Raw genomic sequence first — 23,525 nt, 5'->3', positions numbered from 1 at the left:
ATATTGACCGAGTTGTGCCACAGCGCGTCCCTGATCGCCCGTAGCGACGCCTCGGTATAGTCCATTCGGCGCAGGGATGTGCCCATCCCGAATTCTACAAGAACGCGCGTTTTTGCCATTGGATTCCCTGCCGTTTCAACAAAAAAGGCGCCCCGATCTGAGGCGCCTTTCGAACAATTCGTTATCGCCAGATCAGATGGATTCGTCGATCCAGCTTTGCAGCGCAGCTTTGGGGGCAGCGCCTGCGCGGTTCGAGACAACCTGACCGTCCTTGAAGATGAACAGCGCCGGAATGCCGCGCACGCCCATGGCGGCGGCAGAGTTCGGGTTGTTGTCCACGTCCACCTTGGCGATCTTGACCTTGCCGCCATATTCGGCGGCCAGCTCTTCCAGTGCCGGACCGATCTGCTTACAGGGTCCGCACCATTCGGCCCAGAAATCCACTACAACTGGAACGTCCGAGTTCTTGACTTCGGCGTCAAAGGTTTCGTCGGTGACGGCTACGGTCGACATATTATGTCTCCTGAATGAAATGCGCTTGGGCTGTGAAGGTAGGGGCGGCAGTAGGCAAGGTCAAGATATCTGGGTGCAGGCCACGGCATCCGTCACAAGATCGTGTGGCAGCCACATAAGATTTGCCGTTCTTGTCCAGAGGATTGCGGTGCGCATCTTATGGTTTGGATAGATCTGCGACAGGGCCTGCGCATACGCGCCCATTTGGCGAAGCAACCCTTCGGGGCAATCTTCGACCTGGTTCGGAACGGTGGCATTTGATTTGAAATCAATCACATGGACTTCGGTGTCTGTCACGATCAGGCGGTCGACAATCCCGTACATTCGCTGCCCGTTCAGGTCGGCAGTAACAGGTATTTCGGCCAATGTGTCCGGCGTGAAAATGTGTCGCAGGCCTTCGGATGTCAGTACGCCTGTGACTTCGGTCAGCAATGCGTTCTGATCCTCGTGCCTCATGTCGGGCAGCAGGCGGGCACAAAGCTCTGGCCAGTGGTTCTGCGTGACTTTGGGCAGATGCTCAAGCAGCAGGTGCACGCGGGTTCCGCGCAGTTTGGCAGCGTCTTCATCCAGACCAGCGTCACCCGGCAACGCCTTGGCACCACCCAGATCCGAAGGGCTGATAGAGGCCGCCGGTACAACTGGTTCTGGTGCGGGGTGCAGGAACATGTCGGGCAGTTCTGCATGTTTGGCCGATGCGTGTGACTGCTCGACCAATGGCAACCCATCCCAGTCTCCATGGGACAGCCGACGTTTATCTGAACCAGGCAGTTGCGTTGCCCCGGCCTTTTCCATCGCCGCTTCGACCATCTGGTACCAGCTGTTGCCATCATTACCCAAATCACCCGCCCCCGCCACGATCAGCCACTTTTCGGCCCGTGTTAGAGCCACATACAGCAAGCGAAGCCGTTCGTTTTCCTCGCGGGTGCGCGCTTCTGACCGGGCGTGAGTGATCAGGTTCGGCGATTGATCTGCCGAAACCTTCCACAGCGGTGTCCCGTCTGCCACCATGATTTCAGCGTCGCGCGGCGGCTGCCGTTTGCCGGTATCAGGTAGAATGACGATCGGAGCCTCCAGCCCTTTCGAGCCGTGCACCGTCATCACCCGGATCATATTGCCGACCCCGCTCATCTGTCGTTTGATTTCCAGATCGTCGGTCTGCATCCAGACCAGAAATCCCGTCAGGCTGGGGATATCCGTCCGCTCGTAGGCCAACGCCTGCGACAGCAGGGCATTGATACCGTCTTCAGCCTCGGGTCCCAGTCGGCCCAACAGGTTTCGCCGCCCGTTATGTCGGGTCAGAACGCGTTCGATCAGGTCATAGGGGCGCAGAAAGTCGATCTGACTGCGCAGATCGTTCAGAACGGCCAGAGTTTTGGGGAAATCGTCGGCGCGTTTGCGCAAAGCAGCCCACAGAAATTGCTCTTCCCGCCGATGGGCAAGATCGAAAAGCTGCTGCTCGGACCATCCAAATAGCGGGGATTTCAGAACTGTCGCCAGCGACAGGCTGTCTTCGGGCGTCGCCAGAAAGCCAAGCAGCGCAGCCAGATCCTTGACTGCTAGTTCGGCCCCCACCTTAAGCCGGTCCGCCCCCGCGATGGGTAGCCCGGCAACCTTGCAGGCACGGATGATCTCGGCAAACAGGTCGGACCGGCGTTGCACAAGGATCAGAAAATCACCTGGTTGCACTTTGCGTCGAACAAACTGGCCCTGTATGTCCCCGTCTTCAGGGATCGTTTCGCCGTCATCGATCATTTTTTTGATCGACGCAGCCACCCGTTCGGCCAGAATAACGGTATGATGCCGTGATCCGGGCCGGTCCACCGGATCGGTCCAGTCCCCCTCCTCCGCGTCTTCGACTTTTTCGACAACGGGCCAAAGATCAACCCGACCGGGCAAATCGGATTTAAAGGCGCGGTGCTGGCTTTCCTTCTGAAATCCTGCATCGGTTCGGTTCTCAAAAAGCGTGTCGACCAGAGACAAGATCGCGCTGGAGGATCGGAAGGAATATTCCAGCGTCGAACCCCACAGTTTAGAGCCTGATTCAGTGAGTTTTCGGTCAAACTCCTCCTGCATCCGGTCAAAAGCCTGCGGATCGGCACCCTGAAAGGAATAGATCGATTGTTTTTTGTCGCCGACCACAAAAATCGTGCGCTCGACCCCTGATCGGGCCCCCTCCCCACTGGTGAATTCCTGAGCCAGTTTTTCGACCACATCCCATTGATCGGGGCTGGTGTCCTGCGCTTCGTCGACAAGTATGTGGTCGATACCCCCGTCCAGACGGTACAACACCCATTCGGCCACCGCCGGGTCATTCAGAACCTGACGTGCGCGCAGAATCAGATCGTCGAAATCCAGCCACCCCCGCAACTGCTTGCGGCGTTCATATTCCGGTAGGAATGCAGCGGCAAAGCGGTGCAATACAGCGGTTTTCTGGGCTGCAACAAGCGCCAGTCGGCGTTCGCGTGCAGCTTCGACCCGCAGCATGAGAGCTTCGAGTTGAGGCATCCGGTCCGCCAGCGCACCTTCGCGAAGGGGTTTGGTGGGAAAGCCGTTGATCTTGGCGGTGAACGGTTCTTTTGCGCCTTTTCCTGTCAGCAGCACGTCTTCCAGCATGGGCAAGTGAGCCAATCGTGCTTCGGTGAACCCTGCCAGCTTTGCCGCTGCCTTGGCATTATTGCCGCCACTTTCGAGCAATAGGGGCAAAATTGACTGGATCAGCTCACCCTCACCACCCAGGAAAACGCTTTGGAACAACGCATTATCGTCGAAATGCGAGGGCAGTTCGAAGCGTTGCAGCAGATCAGACCAATCCAGTTGCTGCGCGAACAGGTTGCGTTTCTGGGTGATCGCCGCAGTCAGCTTGTCAAAGCCTGTATCGGTGATAAACCGGGCCACGTCTTCGATCAGCTTGGACTGTGGGCCTTCTGCGAAATCTTCAACAATTTCTTCCCTCAGCAAAGCTGCCGCACGGTCTTCCATTTCCGAAAACTGCGGGCTGACCCCGGCCTCGAGCGGGAAACGACGCAGCAACGAGGCGCAGAACGAGTGAATTGTCTGAATCTTCAAGCCGCCTGGCGTCTCGATGGCGCGGGCAAACAGGGTGCGCGCTTGTGCCAACCGGTCTGAATCGATGGCGCCGGTCACGCCCAGTTCGGCCAGGTCCTTTTGCAGCCTGGCATCTTCCAGCATTGCCCATTTGCCAAGACGGTCAAACAACCGGTTCTGCATCTCGCTGGCAGCAGCTTTGGTATAGGTCAGGCAAAGAATGTGTTGTGGCTGGACGCCACCCAACAGCAGGCGCGCCACCCGATCGGTCAGAACCCGTGTCTTTCCTGACCCCGCATTGGCGGCCAGCCAGGTCGAGGCATCGGGTCGCGCGGCTTGCACCTGCCGTTCGGTGGCTTCGTTGCGCGCGCTCATACCAGGTCCTCGGGGCGCGTTTCGGCTGTCCGGTCCCACTCGCCGAACCGGGCCAGATGATCATAGTCACCGATATCCGTATCCTTGTGCAGCATTCGGCGGGATGAATATCCCTGATCAGGTTCTAAATAGGCTGAAATCAGCTCTTTTAGTTCGGCCAGAACCTTCTCGGCGGGTTCTTTCAGCAGCGGCGCGGGCACCTCTTTATAGGCACCACCCATCCCGATGAAGATCGCCTCTGCCACCGCCATCGGGTCAAGACCTTCGATACCGCCCTGTTCAGCCATTGCAGCCTCGATCAGCAATTGCTTGTCGAATTTGGACTGCTGGCTTTCTGTCGGAGGCGCGCCGGTTTTATAGTCGATTATCCGCAAGGCCCCCCGGCTGTTGTGATCGATCCGGTCAGCGCGCCCCGTGAGGGTGAAATCCAGCGGGTTTAGCACCAGCTTCATCGCTGCTTCAAAGGCCACTGGCCCACCGTCACCCCGGCGCGAAAGTTCGGCGCTGATAAAGTCGTCTGCGATTCGTTCCAGCCGCGCCAGCCACAGGTGCCGCGCCGTGGGCCAGGCGACATGCTGCTCCAGCAATGCGTGCGCGCGCTTCAGGAAATTCTCACGCGTCAGCAAGGCGTTGTCGAGCACGCTATCCTTGACGAAATGCTCGAGGATTTCGTGGATTACGATCCCCCGCAGCAACGCGTCGGGTGCCTGGACAAGCGGATCGAGAGGTTTCAACCGCAGCACATGCTTGGCATAGATGGCATAAGGATCACGGATCAGCCGCTTGATTTCCGTTACTGACAGGTGACGTGGACGCGCGGCAACTGGCGGGCGCGGGGATGGGCGCGGCGCGGGGTCAATGCGCGGCGCGTCTTCCAGAGCTTCGGACCAGTTCAGCCAGTTTTGGCCACGGGCGCGCATTTCGGCCAGCGCTTGCGGGCCACCCTGCTCAGGCAGGCCTTGCAACAGGTTTGTCAGCCGGTTCACCCAACGGGACGGCACCGTTTCTGCATCATCCGAGCGGGTTGCGCGGGTTAGCCAGACCTCGGGCGCGCCGATGGCCTGTTGAAAATCATGCGCCGACAGGCCAATCCGCCGTTCGGGCAACAACAACCCCGCCCTATCCCGCATCTGCCGGTTCAGCCAGGGGTCAGGAGCCGGGGCTTCTGGCCAACTGCCTTCGTTTAATCCGCCAAGGATCAACAGGTCTGCACCCTGTACCCGCGCTTCGAGTGTGCCCCAGATCATAATATGCGGATGTGGCGCGTCGCGGTCGCGGACCTCTTCCCCTGCTAGCAATGCGCCCAGAAGATCGGCAAAATCATGGGCCATCATAGGCCCGCCATGTTGCGCCTCATCCCTGAGCGAATTCAGCACTGCCAGTGCCTTTTGACCCGCGTTCTTGTCCCACAACGTGCCGGTTTCACCTGCACTGCCAGCCGAGATCGCCTCGGCCAGTGTTGTGACCCGATCTACCCAGTCGGAAAGCGCCAACTCGCCATTGATCTGTTGATCGCAGAAGTGGTGAACAACCCATTGGACCCAGGCCTCGGGGGTTTCTTTGCGTGCTGCAAATGCTGCGAGGCTGGTGCCATCCGGAAATGGCGGGCCATTGCGGCGCAGGTCCAGTTCCAGATCACGCGTGTGCAGCAAATGGTTACCGCGTTCACTGCCGTCATGGCACAATGGGTGTTTTAGCAAGGTAAGCAGCGCCTCGCCCTCCAGACGGCGCGTGAACAGACCAGCCACATGTCGCAGAAACCGGCCCGGAGGCGAGAGGTGCAGCGGCAAACCGGCGCTGTCATCCGCCAGAATGTTCCACCGATCCAGCGCGGCACTGACCTGACGGGTCAACATGCGATCGGGCGTGATCAGGGCGGCGGTCTGACCGGTTTCAGCAGCCTTTCGCAGGCGCAGGGCAATGGCCAAAGCCTCGTCCCGCGGTGATTGCGCCTCGACCAGTGTCAGGTCTTTGGTTGCGCCGAGTAGATCAGCCAGTTTCGGGCCTTCGCTCATCCAGGCATTGGTGATCGGGGCCGGGCGCAAAGCCAGGGAAACCAGACGGTTACGGGCAGGCGAGGGGGCGTTCAGGTCTGTCCAGGGGGTGATCTGGCCGGGTGACAGGCCCAGCCCGTGCATCAGCTTGCGAAACCGGTATTGCGGATGATCTTCCGAAGTCAACGCATCATCCAACCCTTCCCAAACGCGATCCGGCTGGTCGAAATCGTATCCGGGCAGTACCAGCGCCCCTTGCGGCAAGCGCGCGACGGCGTCCATCAGCATCAGCGTGGTGCCGCGCGAACCGGTCGACCCGGCCAGTATAACCGGATGCAGGGGGGGATCGGTTTGCCAGCGGGCGATCAGGTTTTCGACCACGCGGCGTTGGCGGGCCTGCGCGTCCATCACCTGCGAGCCCGTGTCAATGAAATGATCTGCGATACCAATAAAGGTCTGAGCCCGCGCCCAATGGCCGGACATGTCGCTGACATCCAGCCCCCGGATTTTGTCCGGCGACACACCTTCGCCCTGCATTTCGTCAATTAGCGCCGCCAGACTGTCGGACAGGTCAAAAACCGACGACCGCGCGGCCAAATCCGGTTGTTGTTCCAACAATTTGGCGACCAGCTGTGTCAACTCCAGACGCCGCCGAAGGGGCGGAATGGCAGGTGGAATATGCGCCAGATCAGCACTGTCCCCCAGATCGGTAACCAGAGAGATGCGGGGCAGCAGGCAAGGTGGCCCCTGATTGAACAGATCACGTACGCGCCGTTCCATACGCCGCGTGTTCAACACCAGTTCCACCCGCGCCATAGCTTCGGGCGGGCCTGAACAACGCCGCCTCAGGCCGTCGACCAACGCCTTGGGGAAATCCGTACCGGGTGGGACGGCGAAGACGCGGGGCAGGGGTCCGGGGTCAAACATCTGCCAGCAAATCCTCGGCCAGAGCGATCCCATCGGGGTGACCCACATCACACCAGCGACCGGGATACTCGATGCCGAACAAACGCCCCTGATCCTGCATCTGGTTCCAAAGCAGGTTCAACGAAAACGCTGGCTGCGAGAAGGCGTGCAACCCTTGTGTCTTGAGAATCTGTGCACCCCCGTAAACCAATCCGGGTCCACGCGTGATCCGCCCCAACCGATCAGCGGTAAAATCACCCGGCCCGTTGTGACCAATGGCCTGCGCAGTCGGAACACACATCAAAAGCGCATCCATGCGGGACGGGTCCCATGCGTTTTGCAGCAGTTTCAATGGATTTGGGCCGGACCAGATTGCATCGGTATTCAGGGTGAACACAGGGTCGGTGCCCAGCAATGGCAGGGCTGCGCGCAACCCGCCGCCGGTTTCCAGGATCTCCGGCTCCTCCCGCGATATCAGAATGCCTTTAGGCCCGAGATGCGCGTCGAGCTGATCGGCGTGGTAATGCACGTTTGCCACTGTGCGAACAGGGCCAAGGTTGTCGACAAGGTCCAGCGCATGGTCGATCAGGGGGCGCCCGGACACTTCGATCAGCGGTTTGGGTCGGTCCTTGGTCAACGCGCCCATACGGGTGCCAAACCCGGCGGCAAACAACATTACGGCAAAGGGCGATCCGGTCATTGCGGCCTCAGCCTGGCCAAATTCTGAGGTGTTGGTCGGGGCAGAGCGTCGTGCAACAGCGAGGCCACCGATACAAGGGCAGGGTGTTCCAGATCCCGCATGAGGTGCGACCAGACCGCCGGGATCATGTCCAGATATTGCGGCTTGCCGTAATCGGTTGCCAGCCGCGAAAAACCGCCAAGGATGCGAAGATTTCGCTGCGCACCCAATACGCTGTACGCGGTCCGAAACTCGTGATCATCCATACCTGATCCTGCAATATAGCGGTTGATCATCTGCATTTCTGTCCCGACCGAAACATCGCGGCGAATGTCCTGAAGCAAGGATACCAGATCATAGGCGGGGTGCCCCAGCATGGCCAATTGGAAATCCAGCAATCCGACGCGCCTTATGCCGTCGCGCTCGGGCAGCCAAAGAAGGTTTTCCGCGTGATAGTCCCTTTGAATGACAACTTTGTCCCCAGAGGTTTCTCGGTGCAGAATATCGGCAAACCGAAGTTCGAACCGGTCCAGAACGTCCTGATCAACATTGCCCTGAATTCCAGCGGCATATTTCGTAAGCGCCAGCGCCGCCAGGTCCGTCATCAGGGCCGGGTCGTAGGACGGTAGCGACAATAATGGGGCCTGATGCAGGTGAAGCAACACGTCTGTCGCGGCCTCGTACAAAAGGCGTTCTTTGGACGGATCTTTTTTCAGGACGCGTGCAAACAGATCATCACCCAGATCTTCCAGCAGCAGAAATCCATATTCAGCGTCTTCTGCGTAAATCTCGGGCGCACTCAGGCCAATTGAACGCAGATACTCGGCAACACGCACAAACGATTCGACGCTTTCGCCCTTGTCAGGTGGTGCATCCATCAGGACAGCCGTTCGCCCACTGAACGGATCGGTCACGCGTTCGTACCTGCGGTTCGATGCGTCGCCGGCCAGTGGTGCACGCGTTGCACCGGCCCAAGGAGTTTGCGCAATAAGGGCCTCTGCCAGGATTGTCCTGTTTGTCATCCTGCACTCTCCAGCTTTTCTACCCATTTCGGATCGGTCCATGACAAGGACACGTGGCGGGTTTCTTCTGTGTCAGGGTCTGTTTCGAAGGCCAGCTTTAACGAAGCGGCAGGGGCTAGTGCGCCCAGCTTTTCCGGCCATTCCACAAGGCAGATTGCTGTGTCCAAGGCATCGACCAAACCCAGTTCATCCACATCCTCCAACGCGTTCAGCCGATAAAGATCGCAGTGCCAGATCTCACCCGCCGGGGTGTCATAGGTCTGAACCAAAGTGAATGTGGGTGATGGCACGTCTTCGGGTTCAGGCATGAGTGATTGAATGAGGCTGCGTGCGAAATGCGTTTTGCCGCTGCCGATTGCACCGCTAAGCAACAGGACATCCCCGGCATCAAGCGAAGACCCGACACGGGCCGCGAAATCTGCGGTTTCATCGGGCGATATAAACGTCAGGGTTTGGGGGGTCGTCGTCATGGCGTCACAATGACGTTCTGCCTAATCGGCTGCAACCCCGGTTCAGGCGCTGATCTGTTTCATCGGAGCTGTTTTTGTCAGAATATCCACGGGTGCAAACCGCACGATCGTCGCACCATTATGAACCGGTGAAACCGTGCAGTCCAAAGTGATACCTGACCGCATCCGGATTTCAGCCGTCCATTCCGCCCGATTATCCCGCATTTCGACAAAATCCCGGATCTCTCCAAGGATCGGCGTAGCGACACAATGGTCCTGCCAATGCCGCGTGACATCGGTGATGGTGTCGGTCTGAAAGCCGATTTCCTGTGAGCTGCCCCAAAGCTTTTCGTAGGCGTAGTTGGTAAGGGCCAGGGTTCCATCATCGGCAAATACAGCGATTGCATCGGCCAGCTTGTCCAAAATGGATTGCATCAGATCCATCTCGGACCGGAAGCGGCGCGTCAACGTGATTTCGGCAGTAATATCTTCGAACAGAAACGCAACGGCCCCATCGGGATGCGGCCTGCCGCTTACAGAATAAACCGAGCCGGAGGGCAGCGACCATGTTTCGTGATAGTTTCCGCCCTCGGCCGCTTCCAGCAGGTCGTTCATCTGACGCCGCCAGGTGCGGTAGTTCTTGGGTTCTGGCATCATGTGCTGATCCCGAAGCCGATCGAAGAAACTGCTGATATTCGGGCGGCAGCTGAGGAAATCCGGCGGCAGCGTTGTCAGATCGATCAGGGCTGGGTTGAACAGCGCCAGTTGCCGGTTGCGGTCAAAAATGGCCAGGCCAATCGAAAGTTGAGCAAAGGTCTTGGTCATGGTCTGCACGAACTTGCGTTGCGCAGTTTCAGCTTCGACAATGGCGTTGATGTCTGTGGCGTAACATAACCGCCCGTCGTCCTGCCCGATCTGCGTCAGGTCGAACCACAACTTGCTGTTGGTTCCTGTCACATCCACCGCCACCCTTGATTTTCCGAGCGACGGCGCATCAGAGGCGTCCGGAAAAAGCGGGGCAGTCAGATCGGCATCCTGACCACGGGCCCGGCGAACAAGCGTGACATAAGCTGCATTGCACCATTGCACCTGGCTGTTGTGATCCAGCAACCATACCGGATAGGGGGCCTGTTCCATGGCCAGACGGCTCGGTTCACTCAGCGCGCTTGACCCGGTCGGAGCGATTCTGGCCGGTTCGTGCAGACGCACGCGGACAATCCCGTCGATCCATTCACACACCACTTCGCGTTCCACCGTGCAATCAATGGCCGAGATTACCAGTACATTTTGATCACGAACCTTTTCGGGTGTTTCGGGGAAGGTGGGGAAATCCCTTTGCAGCAGGCGGCGCAAGTCCTGCCAGCTTCCAACATGTTCGAACCCGGCAAGCGCGATATCGGAGTGGCTGATCAGGTGATCACCATCAAACAGGAATACCGCATCGAACAGGGATGTTGTCGAAAACAAACCAAAGACATCGTCGCGTCGCGTCTGGCGTGGCAATAACCATTGCACGGCAAAGCATCCCGATACCAGGCTGATCGCGGCCAAAATGATCCAGTCGGCCATTAATATCCCCAAGGTAGAACCAAACCCCGGCTGACTATGGGCAGGATTAGTTAACGGCTCCTTAACTCATACCTGAATGCGTTTGTTGGAACCGGATGGAACCGGCGTGTCACCCTTTTGCGCGTCAATCAGATTGCGCGGCCACGAGACCTTGACGATTGCACCTGTCCGGTCTTTTTGATCGGTCAGGTGCTGATACGGGTCCGTGCCATTTGCGAATTTCAGTTCGGCGCCGCTGCGTTCCAGCAACGTTTTTGCGATAAACAGTCCCAGTCCCATACCTTCGTATTCCGGGCGGGTTCGCAAGTCGGCTTCGGCCCGTCTGCGGCGCATGAAGGGGTCACCGATGCGTCCAATCATGTGCGACGGGTAGCCGCGCCCGTCATCCATGATGCTGACGGTGATCCTGCTGTCTGTCCATTCGGCTTCGACCCAGACATTCGCTCGGGCAAAGTCCACGGCATTCTGGATCAGATTGCGGAGCCCGTGAATAATCTCGGGCTTTCGCAGGATCGAGGGTTGCAGCACGTCTCCGTCCTGCACCGGGCCTTCCGAAAAATGAACGACCTTGCCCCGGTCAACATGTGGCTCGGCGGCTTCGTTCACCACCGTTGAAAGCGGAGCCTGCCGCAAATGCAGGTCATCTTTTCCGGCACGACCCATATCGCGCAGAATGTCGCGGCACCGATCAGCCTGTTCGCGGATCAAGGCGGCGTCTTCCTTGAGGTCGGGACGGTCATCCAGCTCTTCGATCAGTTCCGCACTCGTCAGTTTGATCGTGGCCAAAGGGGTGCCCAGCTCGTGCGCGGCGGCGGCGACCACGCCGCCAAGATCGGTCAGCTTTTGCTCGCGCGCCAGTGCCATATGGGTGGCAGCCAGCGCTTCGGACATGGACTGAACCTCGGAACTGACGCGGTGAGAATAAGCACCGATAAAGACGATGGCGATAATGATAGCAGCCCAGTTGCCAAACAGCAGGATTTCCGGAATGTCCAAAACCACCCCGACGTTGGTCCGCAGCGGCAGGTGGAATTCCGCCAGCAGGGTGGTCAGAACAATCGCAACAGCCCCGACAATCAAGGTCGACCGTGTGCTCATCACATTGGCGGAAATTGTGACCGGCCCCAAAAGCAGAAGCGCAAAGGGGTTATTCAGCCCGCCCGTCAGATACAGCAAGATCGACAGTTGCAGCAGGTCGAACAAAACCATCAGGAAGTTTTCGAACTCGGACATCCGCTTGTTCTGTGGAAACAACAGAATGGCAGTCAGGTTACCCATCACCGAGATCCCGATGGCCAGATAACACAGGCCCAGTTCCAGCTGCACGTGATAGTATTGCTGGGCCACGGTGATGGCGGTGATCTGACCAAAAATAGCAACCCATCGCAACAGGATCAGGGTGCGCAGGCGGATCCAGCTGCTGCGTTCCTGGCCGCGCCAAAAAGTCTGATTGGAATCTGCCATCGGTCGCTTATGTCCTGTTGCAAAGGCTGGTCATCTTGTTAGGTGTCCCGGCCGGAACGATCAACAACTCCTTGCGACCGGAAAACCGAAATGACCCGCCTATACGCAATTCTTGCAACTCTCGTTCTGGCCATCGGTCTTGGTGCGATGTGGCTTTTGACGCGTGGGGGCGGTTCCGGCGACCAGTTTGCACAGTGCCGATCCGGGCAGATCGCCGGGGGGACCGCTGCTATCGGCGGGCCGTTTGAACTGGTGAATGGCAAGGGTGAGACGGTGACCGACAAAGACGTGATCACCGAACCCACACTTGTCTATTTCGGCTATACATTCTGCCCCGATGTCTGCCCGTTTGACATGTCCCGCAATGTTGAGGCCGTGGATATCCTGAACCAGCGCGGGCAGTCGGCAACGGCGCTGTTCATCTCGATCGATCCCGAACGGGACACGCCCGAGGTTGTGGATGATTATGCCTTCAATCTTGGCGGCAAGACGATTGCGTTGACCGGTTCGCCCGAACAGGTCAGGGCGGCGAGCAAGGCTTACAAGACCTATTACAAGGCACAGGAAAAAAGCGACGAATTCTACCTTGTTGACCATTCCACCTTCACCTATCTGGTGACGCCCGAACATGGTTTCCTTGAATTCTTCAAGCGCGATGACACCGCCGAACAGATGGCGGACAAGGTCGGGTGCTTTCTGGAACAGGCTGCGCCTTAACAAGGTTGTTTGACCTTTGTTTCTGCGCTGCTATTACTCATGTTTAAGCCAAAGGCATGAAATAGCGGAAAGACCTAACATATGGCAGACAGTTCTCAGCTTGATATCGGCCCTGACAAATCCCTGCTTTTGGTGGATGATGACGAGCCGTTCCTGAGACGTTTGGCCAAGGCCATGGAAAAGCGTGGGTTCGAGGTTGAAACCGCAGGATCCGTCGCCGCAGGCCGTGCAATTTCCACCGCCCGCCCACCGGCTTACGCGGTTGTTGACCTGCGACTGGAGGATGGCAACGGTCTGGATGTGGTTGAGGTTTTGCGCGAAAAACGCCCCGACAGCCGGGTCGTGGTTCTGACCGGGTACGGGGCGATTGCGACCGCAGTCGCCGCCGTAAAAATCGGCGCAACCGATTATCTGTCGAAACCCGCCGACGCCACCGACATCACCAATGCGCTGCTGGCCAAGGGTGACGAATTGCCCCCGCCGCCGGAAAACCCGATGAGCGCGGACCGCGTGCGTTGGGAGCACATCCAGCGGGTTTATGAGCTGTGCGACCGGAATGTCAGTGAGACCGCACGGCGGCTGAACATGCACCGCCGGACCTTGCAGCGGATACTAGCGAAACGCAGCCCGCGTTGAGACTATAACCTAATCACCGCAAAAAACCCCACTCAGCGTCACTGAAGGGAACACTTTATTTCAGCGCAAAGCTGCTGTGTCAGGTGACGATAACCGATTGGATTGGGGTGTAGGCCGTCCGATGTCCACTTGTCGATGTTATCACTATACTCGGGAGGGGAGTTGAGAAACGTGCAGTTTCCCATCTCCAAGCAAGCTTGTTGTGCTGCAATGTTGTAGGTGGTTCGAAACGTTTCGTTTTCGATAGTCCAAGTTTCGCTTGCGACAGGCAGAACGGCACGCCAGATCAATCTGTCTACGGAGGTGAACACATCCGCTAACTGCTTAACATATTTCGGAATCTCCTCCAGAGGTGTGTCGTTCAGGGCGTCATTAACCCCAACACCCAAGTACCAGACCGGAACATGAGTGATGAGCTCCGGGTGTACCCTTGCTATTAAGCCTTGGGTTGTGTCCCGACTGATTCCCAGATTCAATGCGTTTGAAACGATGTTGCTGGTTAGCCATCCCTCGATGATGGAATCACCAATAAATGCGATTTGAATATTCGGTGACGCTAGAGCTTGGGAAATCGGTCGTTTGTGCAGCCACACCATTGTCTGATAGTGTTTAGTTTCTGTGACGGGAGTATGCGCTCCGGTAAGCTTGCGTACTGTCTTCGCCAGATACCCAGTTCTGATCAACACGGCTGTTAGCGCCAGGATCAGCACCAAATTTGTTGCAAGCAAGATCCGGTTCCCAATCGGTCGTTTCGCGCTCATTTCACCATTACCTTTAGCTGTTCAGGTTGCACGTCGCTAAAGTAGCGCGAGAAGCACTGTGTGCCGATCTGTGTAGGCTTTCCTTACTTCGACCGGTGGTCTCAGCGTAATCTCCAATCCCTCCATCACCGCTTTATCCGGGCGACCAAAGAATTTCGTTGCCTCAGCGTCAGAAAACCCTGCGATTTGGGTGGCCTCCATCCAGGCGCTGATCTTGTCGGCCTTCTTGATCTGCCGTTTCACCGCTTTTGGCACCTCAGCGGGCAGGCCGAACCGAATGTGGATCGCCGCCGCCAGCCGGTCGTCCAAGGCGCCGTAGCCGGGGCCGACGGCGGATTTGACCGGGGAAATCATGTCACCGATCACGTATTCCGGCGCGTCATGTAACAGGGCTGCCAACCGCCATTTGACGGGTGTCTTGGGGGCAATTCTGCCAAAGAGCTCCTCAACCAACAGGGAGTGCTCGGCGACTGAATAGGCGAAATCGCCGCGTGTCTGCCCGTTCCAACGTGCCACAAAAGCAAGCCCATGCGCGATATCTTCGATCTCGATATCTACCGGGGTCGGATCCAGCAGGTCCAGCCGACGCCCCGATAACATGCGCTGCCATGCTCTGGGTTGTGTTGCCATTTTGCTATGCCTCGCCTGACCGGACGCGATTGCGCCATATTTTTGTGTTATGATGTACCTGTCTGGATCACTTGCTGCCAACAGTTTCTTGAGCATTTGTGCTTTGAAACGGCGCGCCATGATCCCGACATCAAAACCGAGGGGGGCACATGCTTCTCCCGGTGTGCTCCTCTCGACCGTGAAACGCGAAACGATAGGAGTTTGTCATGTTCAAGCGTTTGTTTGCCATTGCCCTGACCTTTGGTATGGCCGCGACCGCCCCACCAGCATTTGCCCGGAGCTGTGCAGAACGCGACGATATTGTCGCCAAATTGCAGGAAAACTACGCCGAAGAATTGGCCTTTGGCGGTTTGCAAAAGACACGCAGCGCACAGTCGGTGATGGAAGTCTGGGCCTCGAAGGAAACGGGCAGTTATACCGTTTTGGTAACCAATGCGAACGGAATCAGCTGTATTGTTGCCGTTGGCACAGATTTTTTTGAAGCGATACCAAAGATAAAAATCGAAGGCACGCCAAGCTGAAAGCGGCCACCAGGCTTCCGGTAACAGTCTTCAAAGTTGCCACCTGCCCCAAGGAATGCTAGGGGCAGCCGGGACTATGACTTACCGAAAATGGAGCGCCTGATGGCCGTGGACTATATCGTTAAAGACATTTCGCTGGCCGGGTTCGGCCGCAAGGAATTGGATATTGCCGAAACCGAGATGCCGGGACTGATGTCCCTGCGTGCGGAATATGGGGACAGCAAGCCTCTGACAGGTGCGCGTATCGTTGGGTCGCTGCACATGACCATCCAGACCGGCGTTCTGATTGAAACGCTGGTTGCGCTGGGTGCGGATGTGCGCTGGGCGTCGTGCAACATCTTCTCGACGCAGGACCATGCCGCCGCCGCGATTGCCGAGGCGGGCATTCCTGTCTTCGCCATCAAGGGTCAGACACTGGAAGAGCATTGGGATTATCTGGATAAATCCTTCCTGTTCGAAGACGGTCCGAACATGATCCTTGACGATGGTGGCGACGCGACCCTGTACATCCTGCTGGGCGCGCGTGCTGAGGCAGGCGAAGACATCATCCCTGTTCCGGGTTCGGAAGAGGAAGAGGTGATCAAGAAGCAGATCGCCAAGCGTATGGCGGCCAGCCCCGGTTGGTTCACCAAGATGCGCGACCAGATCCAAGGCGTGTCCGAGGAAACCACCACCGGCGTGAACCGTCTGTATCAGCTGGTGAAAGACGGCCACCTGCCGTTTCCGGCGATCAACGTGAATGACAGCGTCACCAAGTCGAAATTCGACAACAAATACGGCTGCAAGGAATCGCTGGTCGATGGTATCCGCCGCGCCACCGACACCATGATGGCCGGTAAGGTTGCTGTGGTTTGCGGTTATGGCGACGTGGGCAAGGGCTCGGCCGCTAGCCTGCGCGGCGCGGGTGCGCGCGTGAAGGTGACCGAAGTTGACCCGATTTGCGCGCTGCAGGCTGCGATGGATGGGTTCGAAGTGACCTTGCTGGAAGACGAAGTTGCCAGCGCGGATATCTTCATCACCACCACCGGCAACAAGGACGTGATCCGCATCGAGCATATGCGCGAGATGAAGGATATGGCCATCGTTGGCAATATCGGCCACTTCGACAACGAGATTCAGGTGGCTAGCCTGAAGAACCACAAGTGGACCAACATCAAGGAGCAGGTGGACATGATCGAGATGCCTTCGGGCAACCGTCTGATCCTGCTGTCTGAAGGCCGTCTGCTGAATCTTGGCAACGCCACAGGTCACCCGTCTTTCGTGATGTCGGCCTCGTTCACCAACCAGGTTCTGGCACAGATCGAGCTGTTCACCAAAGGTGACCAGTACGAGAACAAGGTCTACATCCTGCCCAAACATCTGGACGAAAAAGTAGCTCGCCTGCATCTGGATCGCATCGGTGTGAAGCTGACCCAGATGGATGCGGATCAGGCCGCTTATATTGGCGTCAAGCCAGAAGGTCCGTACAAGCCGGAACACTATCGCTACTGATTGTCGTCTGACGATGACGCAGAACAACGGACGCCGCCGGTTTCTTTACTTGGCGGCGTTCTTCGTTTTCAGGATTTTGGTTGTGATGATCGTGCTGGGCTGCGGCGGCTGGGTGCTGTTGGCGCATCCAGAGACACCTGTGCCATCGCACTGGAACCCGTTGCGCGACCTGAAGGTCAGCGCACCGGTGACGCCGGTCACCCGATATCAACTGAACCGCACCGTGGCGGATGAAACCCAGTGTCGGGCTACGTTGGCCGAAGCGGGTGTTCATTTCGAGGCGATGGAGGATCTGGTCGTTGATCAGAATTGTGGAATTGCCGCACGCGGCCTTCTGACCCGACTGGCCACTTCGCATATCGAAGCCGTTGAAACCAGTTGCGCCACAACATTGCGGCTGGCGATGTGGGAACACCATGTCGTGCTGCCGGCCGCGCACGAACTGCTTGGAACCGGTATTGCCCGATTGCGCCATGTTGGAAGTTACAACTGCAGGCGTATGCGCACCCTGAAGGGTGAAAACAACGGATGGAGCAGCCATGCCCGTGCGGACTCGATCGATATCATCGGTGTAGAGACGAGCGATGGCCGCGTGCTGACCCTGTTAAATGACTGGCAGGGCTCCGGCGCCGAACCCGCGTTCCTGCGACAGATCTGGCGGGGCGCGTGCGACTGGTTTCGTGTGGTTCTGGGCCCGGACTTCAATCGCTTGCACGCGGATCATTTCCACCTGCAAGGTAATGGCTGGGGGTACTGCAGATAGGTCTTGCATTCTGTGCCTTCCAGCCCCCGTTAAGGGGGAGGAAACGCAGTTTTTTATCCTTTTTGGCAGACCTGTGACACGTCTAATCTCGGCTATCGGTGATTGGTGCCGGATTAACGGATAAAGGAGATTGGGACATGGGCAAGCGCGACGAGCTGATCGCCAAATACGCTGAAGATCTGAAAAACAAGTGTGGGATGAACCCCGATATGGACCTGCTGACCAAGGTCACAATCGGTTGCGGCCCGGCGATTTATGACGCAGATGCGGCAACTGTTGCAGCCAGCCAGGAGTCCGAGTTGGAAACCGTCAAGAACAACTTCCTGATCAAGAAACTGGGCCTGTCAGATGGTCCCGAGCTGATGGCAGCGATCAACAAAGCCATGGAAACCTATGGCATGTCCGAGCGCAACAAATACCGCGCCGTGGTTTATTACATGCTGACCAAGCATTTCGGAAAAGAAGCCGTTTACGGCTGATCTAACCGCGCATTCCTGAAACGCCTGTCGTCTACCCGGCAGGCGTTTTGTATTTGAATTGTTTTTTAAGGACTTGGCGTTTGAAACGCCGGGTGCGGTTGGGCTAAGGTCAAACCGTGACCAGGACGGTCAGAACCAGACATTTCCATACGCGTGTGGTGAGTAGGGAGCACGCGGGGGTAGGGAAGGTTCTGTATCGTCAGAACCTTCCCTCATTATTCATCTGAACTCTTTTAGGATACGCGCGATAAGGTTTTCTGCGCTGTCAGGCTGAACGGTTGAATTGTCGTCCGCATTTCCGCCGCTGCCTTCCAGATAAACCTCGATCCGCCCCGGGCGCGTCTTGCTGCCCGAGCTTGTGAAGTCCCGTGCGATACCCCCAAGTGCATCGGCGGCCATCGCGGCGTTTTCGGCGTCATCGGGATGGTAAAACCGGACCTGGGTTTCTCGGACCCGGTATCCCACCCGAGCTGTTGCCACCACCGTTGCCTGACCTCGGGCAAGCAGTTCCAATGCCCGGTTGCTGGTCTCTTGCGAAACTCTCGACGGTACAAAAAGCGAGACCTCAAGATCAATGACCGGAGTCGCAGGCAGCGGTTTCACCTCGGTGTAGGGCCGATTGGCGGGTGTATCGATCTCTGGCGGAATAGGATCATGGGCTATCAGCGACACTTGCGATAATCCGCCCTTGTTCAGCGGATTGGGATTGCGAAATCGTGGATCATACCAGGCCGGATTCGCGGCTTGAATGTCTGAAACAGTTGCAACAGCCAACATGGGTTCCATCTGGGCAGGAATGAAAATCTTGGGCGGCGTCAAGGAAATCTCGGGCTTCTCCGTTACCGCTACAGGGTTCGGGCCGGTTGCAAACTCGCTTTCCGTCTCCTGGACGGGCGTTGCGTCGGATTGATCCAAAATTACCGGATCGACGGACTCGCTATTTGGCTTGTCCAAGGGTTCGCTGACGTCGGCGGGGATTGAGAAAGGCTCAGGCTCGGAGGGCCCCGAAACCAACAGATCCTCTGGCGAAGGGGCGTCTTTCGGGTCCGGCAGGCTGGTGGTTGCGGCCTCAGGCGGTTCTTCGGGGACCAGAATGGTTTCAGAAAGCGCATTTAGAACAGCCTGGTCTTCTGCGTCTGCGGATGGCCAGTCATTTAAAAGATTTGCAGCGACCCATTGCAAGGCCGCCCCACACAAAAGGGCAAACAGTACTAACGCGACCCAAGTTTTCCGTTTTTTTCTGACGCGCGGTTTGTCCAGATTTAGCGAGCGGACCCGCTCGGAAACGATCTGCTCAGTATCTGTATCATCCGGCGGGGGTGGTTCGTCTGTCTGGACAGATGTCGAAACAGGTTCTTCCGACGTCTCTTCTTGCGCCTTCGCAAGCACTGACGCGCGTTTTTCCCGCGCTTCTTTCAGGCGCGCTTCCCAGGTTTTCGTGCTTTTCGCAGCAACGGTGTTATCGAGCGTCCCGTTGCCGTTTTCGTTGTCAGACACGGGGTTCAAACTTTCAAAACATATCGAATTTATCCGAACAACACCAAGCGGTTACGACCAGAGCAATCATAACCTTCAGGTCCCCACCCGGCGTAACCCTTGGAAACATAACACCTTGCCGGACGTTTGAGAAGTTTTGCACTTGATACGGGTCGGCAGGTCAATCCGGCTGCGTTTCACCCAAGGCGCAGATCGCCTTCCATTGATCGTCAGTTACCGGCTGCACCGACAAACGAGAGTTTTTCACCAGCACCATGTCGGCAAGCCGTTCGTCGGCCTTGATCTGGTCCAGTGTCACGGGCTTGGAAAAGGACCGGACGGCCTTGATATCCACGCATTCCCAGCGCTCGTCATCGGTGGAACTGTCGGGATGTGCCTCGGCGCATACCTCGACAATACCCACAACCGATTTGTCCTTTTGAGAGTGGTAGAAGAATCCCCAATCCCCAATGGCCATCTGACGCATGAAATTGCGCGCCTGATAGTTGCGCACACCGTCCCATTCCTCGCCCGTGTCCCCCTTGGCCATTTGCTGGTCCCAGCTCCAGGTCGAAGGCTCGGTCTTGAATAGCCAATATGCCATCAGCCAATCACCTTTTTCCAGGGAACCAGCTCAACCGACTGGAACAATCCCGCCTTCGCATAGGGGTCATTATCTGCCCAGTTTTGCGCGGCAGCCAGATCTTCGACGTCGAGCACAACCAGCGAACCGATCATGGCGTCGCCATCCAGCAGCGGCCCTGCCTGCGAAACAACACCCGTTTCTTCGATATAGGCTAGATGGGCCGCGCGATTGTCCAGCCGGGTTTGCAGCGCCCCGGCTTTGTCACGGGCGATGAGTGCGATCAGCATGTTATTCCTCCTTGAGTGGGCGGTTGAGCAGGTTTTGGATGGCCTCGGTCACACTGTAGGCACCATGGCTCAGATCCGCCACAGTTGTACTGATGGGCATGTCCAGCCCTTCTTTGACGGCAATCTCTGACATAGCTCGCGCGGTGGCAACGCCTTCGACAGTAGTACGTTGGTCAAACGGTTGGTTCAGACCCAAACTAAGGCCAAAACGGTAGTTTCGGGAAAGCTCTGAGGAACAGGTCAACACCAGATCCCCAAGCCCGGACAAGCCCATCAGGGTGTCAGGACGCGCGCCACGCAGGGCGGCAAAGCGCTGCATTTCCGCAAAACCGCGCGTCATCAACGCGGCCCGGGCGCTGTCCCCCAGCCCCGCGCCGATTGCTGCGCCGCAACCGATGGCCATGATGTTCTTCAGCGCCCCGCCAAGTTCAGCACCTATGGTGTCAGTGGTCCGATAGAGGCGCAGATTCGCAGTGGCCAGCTCGGTCTGCAAAGCTTTGCCAAGATTCGTATCACCGCAAGCCAGTGTCAACGCAGTGGGCAAACCGCGCGCTATGTCATCTGCAAAGCTGGGTCCTGTCAGCAAAGCGATCGGGGCGTCGGGGACAACATCCCTGATGACCGCAACGGGCCCGAGGCCAGAATCCAACTCTATCCCCTTACAGCAAGCGACCAATGTCTTGCCGCGCAGCACCGGGGCGTGATCCTGCAAGGCGCTGCGCAATTGCTGCATAGGAACGGCTAAAAGCAGAATGTCAGCCTTCGACGCCTCAGCGATATTTGCGGTTACGGCGATGTTCGTGGGTAAGGAAACCCCAGGCAGCCGGGTGGAGTTTTCGCGCGTCTCGTGCATCTGCCGCGCCTGATCGGCGTTTCTGGACCACAGAGTTACCGGCCCGTTGCCTGACAGCGAGATCGCCAAAGCGGTACCAAACGCACCGGATCCTAGGACAGATACGTTCATGCCTTGGCCCCTTTCTTACCGCTGCCCAGCATGGCCGGGCTGCGTTGATCTAGCGGCCAGCGGGGGCGGGCAGTCAGGTCCAGACCGTCGCGCGCGCCGGTGCGAATGCGTTCAAGACCCGCATAGGCAATCATCGCGGCATTGTCCGTGCACAAAGCCAGCGGAGGTGCTGTAAACCGAGCGCCTTGCTGCGCACAAACAGACTCTAATGCTGTCCGAATAGCCGAATTCGCTGCCACCCCACCTGCGACCGCGACAACGGGATCAACAGGGTTGTGATCAAGGTACAGATCAATCGCGCGGCGGGTTTTCTCGGCCAATGTGTCCACTATGGCCTGCTGGAATCCTGCGCACAGATCAGCACGGTCCTGACGGGTCAGTCCACCCTTGTCGGCCACGATCTGGTCGCGCATCCGCATCAACGCTGTTTTCAGCCCCGAAAAAGACAAGTCACAGCCGGGCCGGTCGAGCAGTGGCCTGGGAAAGCGGAACCGCTGGGGATTACCATCACGGGACTCAGCCTCGACAGACGGGCCGCCGGGTTGCGGCAGGCCCAGCAGGCGAGCGGTCTTGTCAAAGGCTTCCCCTGGCGCATCGTCGATGGTGCCGCCCAGGCGGGTAAACTGCTCGGGGCTATGGGCGATCAGGTATTGGCAATGGCCGCCCGACACCAGAAGCATGAGGTAAGGGAAGGCGACGCCGTCAGTCAGGCGGGGTGTCAGGGCGTGACCCGCAAGATGATTGACGCCAATCAGCGGCAGGCCCGTGGCGGCGCTCAGCCCTTTGGCACACATGACACCGGACATGACCCCTCCGATCAGACCGGGCCCGGCGGTGACGGCAATGGCGTCCATGTCGCGCAGCGACAGACCGGCGGCCTCCAGCGCCTGCACGACGCAGACATCCAGCTTTTCGGCATGCGCACGGGCTGCAATCTCGGGCACGACACCGCCAAAGGCGCTGTGCAGATCGGTTTGACCGTGCACCACAGAAGACAGGATTTCGGCTTTGGCACCTTCGGTCTGGCGCACGACGGCTGCGGCTGTGTCGTCACAGCTGCTTTCCAAACCCAATACGGTAAGTGTTTGCACCATCACCCTGATCCGTTGCATCATGTATATACGGCGGGGTATCACCCTGCGCGGATGCAAACAATCCTGAAGGGTCAAGGCGCCACACGTTGTTTTTGTTGATGACCCGCCCTCGCTCCGCCTCGGAAAGGTTTGTCGAGCAGCTGCCAACCCGCGTCAAATCCCGGGTTCAGGTTCTCTATTCGCCGATCATGGAAATCCGGCCTCTGCCAGTTGCGGTGGATACCAAAGGTGTAAAGGGGTTGATCTTTACATCGGCCAATGCGGTGAATGCGGCGGTCTCGAAAGGTGTTGATCGCACTCTGCCGGCTTATTGCGTGGGACCCGCAACAACCGGTACCGCGAAAGGGTATGGGTGGCAGGCCAAGATGGTCGGAACCACGGCAGAAGAACTGGTCGGGCATCTGCTCAAGCATCGGCCCAAAAGCCCCCTTTTGCACCTGCGAGGTGAGCATACACGGGGCAATGTCGCTGGCAGCCTGACCGAATCTGGTCTGACCGTTCGGGAACAGCCGGTCTATCAGCAGCGGTTGTTGCCGCTAACACCCGTGGCAACCGAGGCCGCCAGAGGAAATCTGCCGATAATTGCTCCGCTTTTCTCGCCGCGTACGGCGCGACATTTTGCCGATATCTGGGCCGGATCGGCCCCCCTTTGGCTGGTTGCGATCAGCCAGGCTACGGCTGATCCCCTTTATTCCTTGGGCTATGAGCACCTGAAGATCGCAAAGAAGCCGACACCAAAGAAAATGCGTAAGGCTGTCAAAAAGCTTGTGAAACATGCGTTGCGGGTTGAGGGCGGCGCGGTCCCCGATTAACTTGAGTGGGGCTGTTATTCATCTGAATTTGGATTCGATAAGGGGAATATTGCGGTGGCTGGTAAGAAAAAGTCCGAAGAAAAGCCGGTGGAAACCCCCAAGGCAGATGACGTCGTCGAACCCGAACTGCAACAGGAAGATACACCTGTTGACCCGACTGAGACCGTAGAAGAAGAACTTTCCGAAGCCGAAGCCGAAGCCGAAGCCGAAGCCGAAGCCGAAGCCGAAGCCGAAGCCGAAGCCGAAGCCGAAGCCGAAGCCGAAGCCGAAGCCGAAGCCGAAGCCGAAGCCG

The 23,525-nt window shown here is 57.8% G+C and carries 23 protein-coding genes and 1 pseudogene; 8 read left to right on the top strand and 16 right to left on the bottom strand.

The features are described from left to right. From AC2FND_RS14185 to regB, 9 genes are all read right to left on the bottom strand, one after another. Positions 1-119 (bottom strand): Lin0512 family protein (locus AC2FND_RS14185; protein ID WP_496770404.1); only part of this gene is annotated, 119 nt, incomplete at its 3' end. A 73-nt stretch (positions 120-192) separates the two neighbouring features. Then, entirely contained in the window at positions 193-513 is a 321-nt protein-coding gene (gene trxA / locus AC2FND_RS14180) for a thioredoxin (RefSeq protein WP_209505247.1), read from the bottom strand. A 60-nt stretch (positions 514-573) separates the two neighbouring features. Continuing rightward, on the bottom strand, positions 574-3,933 hold the full coding sequence (gene addA, locus AC2FND_RS14175; protein ID WP_496770403.1) for a double-strand break repair helicase AddA: 3,360 nt from the start codon (positions 3,931-3,933) through the stop codon (positions 574-576). Then, complete coding sequence (gene addB, locus AC2FND_RS14170; RefSeq protein ID WP_496770402.1) at positions 3,930-6,854, bottom strand: double-strand break repair protein AddB; 2,925 nt, start codon at positions 6,852-6,854, stop codon at positions 3,930-3,932. Before addB ends, addA begins: the two co-directional genes overlap by 4 nt. Continuing rightward, positions 6,847-7,533, bottom strand: coding sequence for a nucleotidyltransferase family protein (locus tag AC2FND_RS14165; protein WP_209505244.1), 687 nt, complete (start codon positions 7,531-7,533; stop codon positions 6,847-6,849). The genes addB and AC2FND_RS14165 overlap by 8 nt, the downstream gene beginning before the upstream one ends. Beyond that, the gene (locus AC2FND_RS14160; RefSeq protein ID WP_496770401.1) at positions 7,530-8,534 is read right to left on the bottom strand and encodes an aminoglycoside phosphotransferase family protein; all 1,005 of its coding nucleotides are present in this window, start codon (positions 8,532-8,534) and stop codon (positions 7,530-7,532) included. Before AC2FND_RS14160 ends, AC2FND_RS14165 begins: the two co-directional genes overlap by 4 nt. Next, positions 8,531-9,004: a tRNA (adenosine(37)-N6)-threonylcarbamoyltransferase complex ATPase subunit type 1 TsaE gene (gene tsaE, locus AC2FND_RS14155; protein ID WP_496770400.1), complete on the bottom strand. Its 474-nt coding sequence runs from the start codon at positions 9,002-9,004 to the stop codon at positions 8,531-8,533. The genes AC2FND_RS14160 and tsaE overlap by 4 nt, the downstream gene beginning before the upstream one ends. A 42-nt stretch (positions 9,005-9,046) precedes the next feature. Next, the gene (locus AC2FND_RS14150; RefSeq protein WP_496770399.1) at positions 9,047-10,552 is read right to left on the bottom strand and encodes a PAS-domain containing protein; all 1,506 of its coding nucleotides are present in this window, start codon (positions 10,550-10,552) and stop codon (positions 9,047-9,049) included. A gap of 66 nt (positions 10,553-10,618) precedes the next feature. After that, a complete protein-coding gene (gene regB / locus AC2FND_RS14145) occupies positions 10,619-12,016 on the bottom strand; it encodes a sensor histidine kinase RegB (protein ID WP_480506835.1) in 1,398 nt (465 codons plus the stop codon). A gap of 90 nt (positions 12,017-12,106) precedes the next feature. Between regB and AC2FND_RS14140 the strand changes: the two genes are divergently transcribed. Together AC2FND_RS14140 and AC2FND_RS14135 are read left to right on the top strand one after the other, a co-directional pair. Beyond that, entirely contained in the window at positions 12,107-12,733 is a 627-nt protein-coding gene (locus AC2FND_RS14140) for an SCO family protein (protein WP_496770398.1), read from the top strand. Between the two features lie 81 nt (positions 12,734-12,814). Then, the gene (locus AC2FND_RS14135; RefSeq protein WP_050604676.1) at positions 12,815-13,369 is read left to right on the top strand and encodes an ActR/PrrA/RegA family redox response regulator transcription factor; all 555 of its coding nucleotides are present in this window, start codon (positions 12,815-12,817) and stop codon (positions 13,367-13,369) included. Positions 13,370-13,407: 38 nt separating this feature from the next. Here AC2FND_RS14135 and AC2FND_RS14130 read toward each other — a convergent pair whose 3' ends face one another. Continuing rightward, positions 13,408-14,130, bottom strand: coding sequence for an SGNH/GDSL hydrolase family protein (locus tag AC2FND_RS14130; protein ID WP_496770397.1), 723 nt, complete (start codon positions 14,128-14,130; stop codon positions 13,408-13,410). Between the two features lie 36 nt (positions 14,131-14,166). Further along, on the bottom strand, positions 14,167-14,760 hold the full coding sequence (locus AC2FND_RS14125; protein WP_480506833.1) for an HD domain-containing protein: 594 nt from the start codon (positions 14,758-14,760) through the stop codon (positions 14,167-14,169). A gap of 206 nt (positions 14,761-14,966) precedes the next feature. Between AC2FND_RS14125 and AC2FND_RS14120 the strand changes: the two genes are divergently transcribed. From AC2FND_RS14120 to AC2FND_RS14105, 4 genes are all read left to right on the top strand, one after another. Further along, on the top strand, positions 14,967-15,281 hold the full coding sequence (locus AC2FND_RS14120) for a hypothetical protein (RefSeq protein ID WP_480506832.1): 315 nt from the start codon (positions 14,967-14,969) through the stop codon (positions 15,279-15,281). Between the two features lie 102 nt (positions 15,282-15,383). After that, entirely contained in the window at positions 15,384-16,772 is a 1,389-nt protein-coding gene (ahcY, locus tag AC2FND_RS14115) for an adenosylhomocysteinase (RefSeq protein WP_480506831.1), read from the top strand. Between the two features lie 13 nt (positions 16,773-16,785). Continuing rightward, positions 16,786-17,535 carry an extensin-like domain-containing protein gene (locus AC2FND_RS14110; protein WP_496770396.1) on the top strand — a complete coding sequence of 250 codons (750 nt, stop codon included), beginning with the start codon at positions 16,786-16,788 and terminating at the stop codon, positions 17,533-17,535. A 137-nt stretch (positions 17,536-17,672) separates the two neighbouring features. Then, positions 17,673-18,014 carry a DUF2853 family protein gene (locus tag AC2FND_RS14105; RefSeq protein ID WP_267366309.1) on the top strand — a complete coding sequence of 114 codons (342 nt, stop codon included), beginning with the start codon at positions 17,673-17,675 and terminating at the stop codon, positions 18,012-18,014. Between the two features lie 219 nt (positions 18,015-18,233). Here AC2FND_RS14105 and AC2FND_RS14100 read toward each other — a convergent pair whose 3' ends face one another. The 5 genes from AC2FND_RS14100 to tsaD all read right to left on the bottom strand — a co-directional run bounded on the left by AC2FND_RS14100 (position 18,234) and on the right by tsaD (position 22,421). After that, positions 18,234-19,511 carry a hypothetical protein gene (locus AC2FND_RS14100; RefSeq protein ID WP_496770395.1) on the bottom strand — a complete coding sequence of 426 codons (1,278 nt, stop codon included), beginning with the start codon at positions 19,509-19,511 and terminating at the stop codon, positions 18,234-18,236. Positions 19,512-19,671: 160 nt separating this feature from the next. Continuing rightward, positions 19,672-20,094: an EVE domain-containing protein gene (locus tag AC2FND_RS14095; protein WP_496770394.1), complete on the bottom strand. Its 423-nt coding sequence runs from the start codon at positions 20,092-20,094 to the stop codon at positions 19,672-19,674. After that, a complete protein-coding gene (locus AC2FND_RS14090) occupies positions 20,094-20,363 on the bottom strand; it encodes a YciI family protein (RefSeq protein ID WP_496770393.1) in 270 nt (89 codons plus the stop codon). Before AC2FND_RS14090 ends, AC2FND_RS14095 begins: the two co-directional genes overlap by 1 nt. A 1-nt stretch (position 20,364) precedes the next feature. Next, positions 20,365-21,327 carry an NAD(P)H-dependent glycerol-3-phosphate dehydrogenase gene (locus tag AC2FND_RS14085; protein ID WP_496770392.1) on the bottom strand — a complete coding sequence of 321 codons (963 nt, stop codon included), beginning with the start codon at positions 21,325-21,327 and terminating at the stop codon, positions 20,365-20,367. Continuing rightward, positions 21,324-22,421, bottom strand: a complete 1,098-nt coding sequence (gene tsaD / locus AC2FND_RS14080) for a tRNA (adenosine(37)-N6)-threonylcarbamoyltransferase complex transferase subunit TsaD (protein WP_496770391.1) — start codon at positions 22,419-22,421, stop codon at positions 21,324-21,326. Before tsaD ends, AC2FND_RS14085 begins: the two co-directional genes overlap by 4 nt. A gap of 98 nt (positions 22,422-22,519) precedes the next feature. On the opposite strand from tsaD, the gene AC2FND_RS14075 reads away from it, so the two are divergent. Both AC2FND_RS14075 and AC2FND_RS14070 read left to right on the top strand, forming a co-directional pair. Then, on the top strand, positions 22,520-23,233 hold the full coding sequence (locus AC2FND_RS14075) for a uroporphyrinogen-III synthase (RefSeq protein WP_496770390.1): 714 nt from the start codon (positions 22,520-22,522) through the stop codon (positions 23,231-23,233). Positions 23,234-23,287: 54 nt separating this feature from the next. After that, a pseudogene (locus AC2FND_RS14070) lies at positions 23,288-23,525 on the top strand (hypothetical protein); the annotation flags it as partial.

It is taken from the genome of Ruegeria sp. BHSB056 (genome assembly GCF_059613305.1).
Note: the sequence above shows the minus strand (reverse complement) of the source record. Positions and strands in the feature narration are given on the sequence as shown.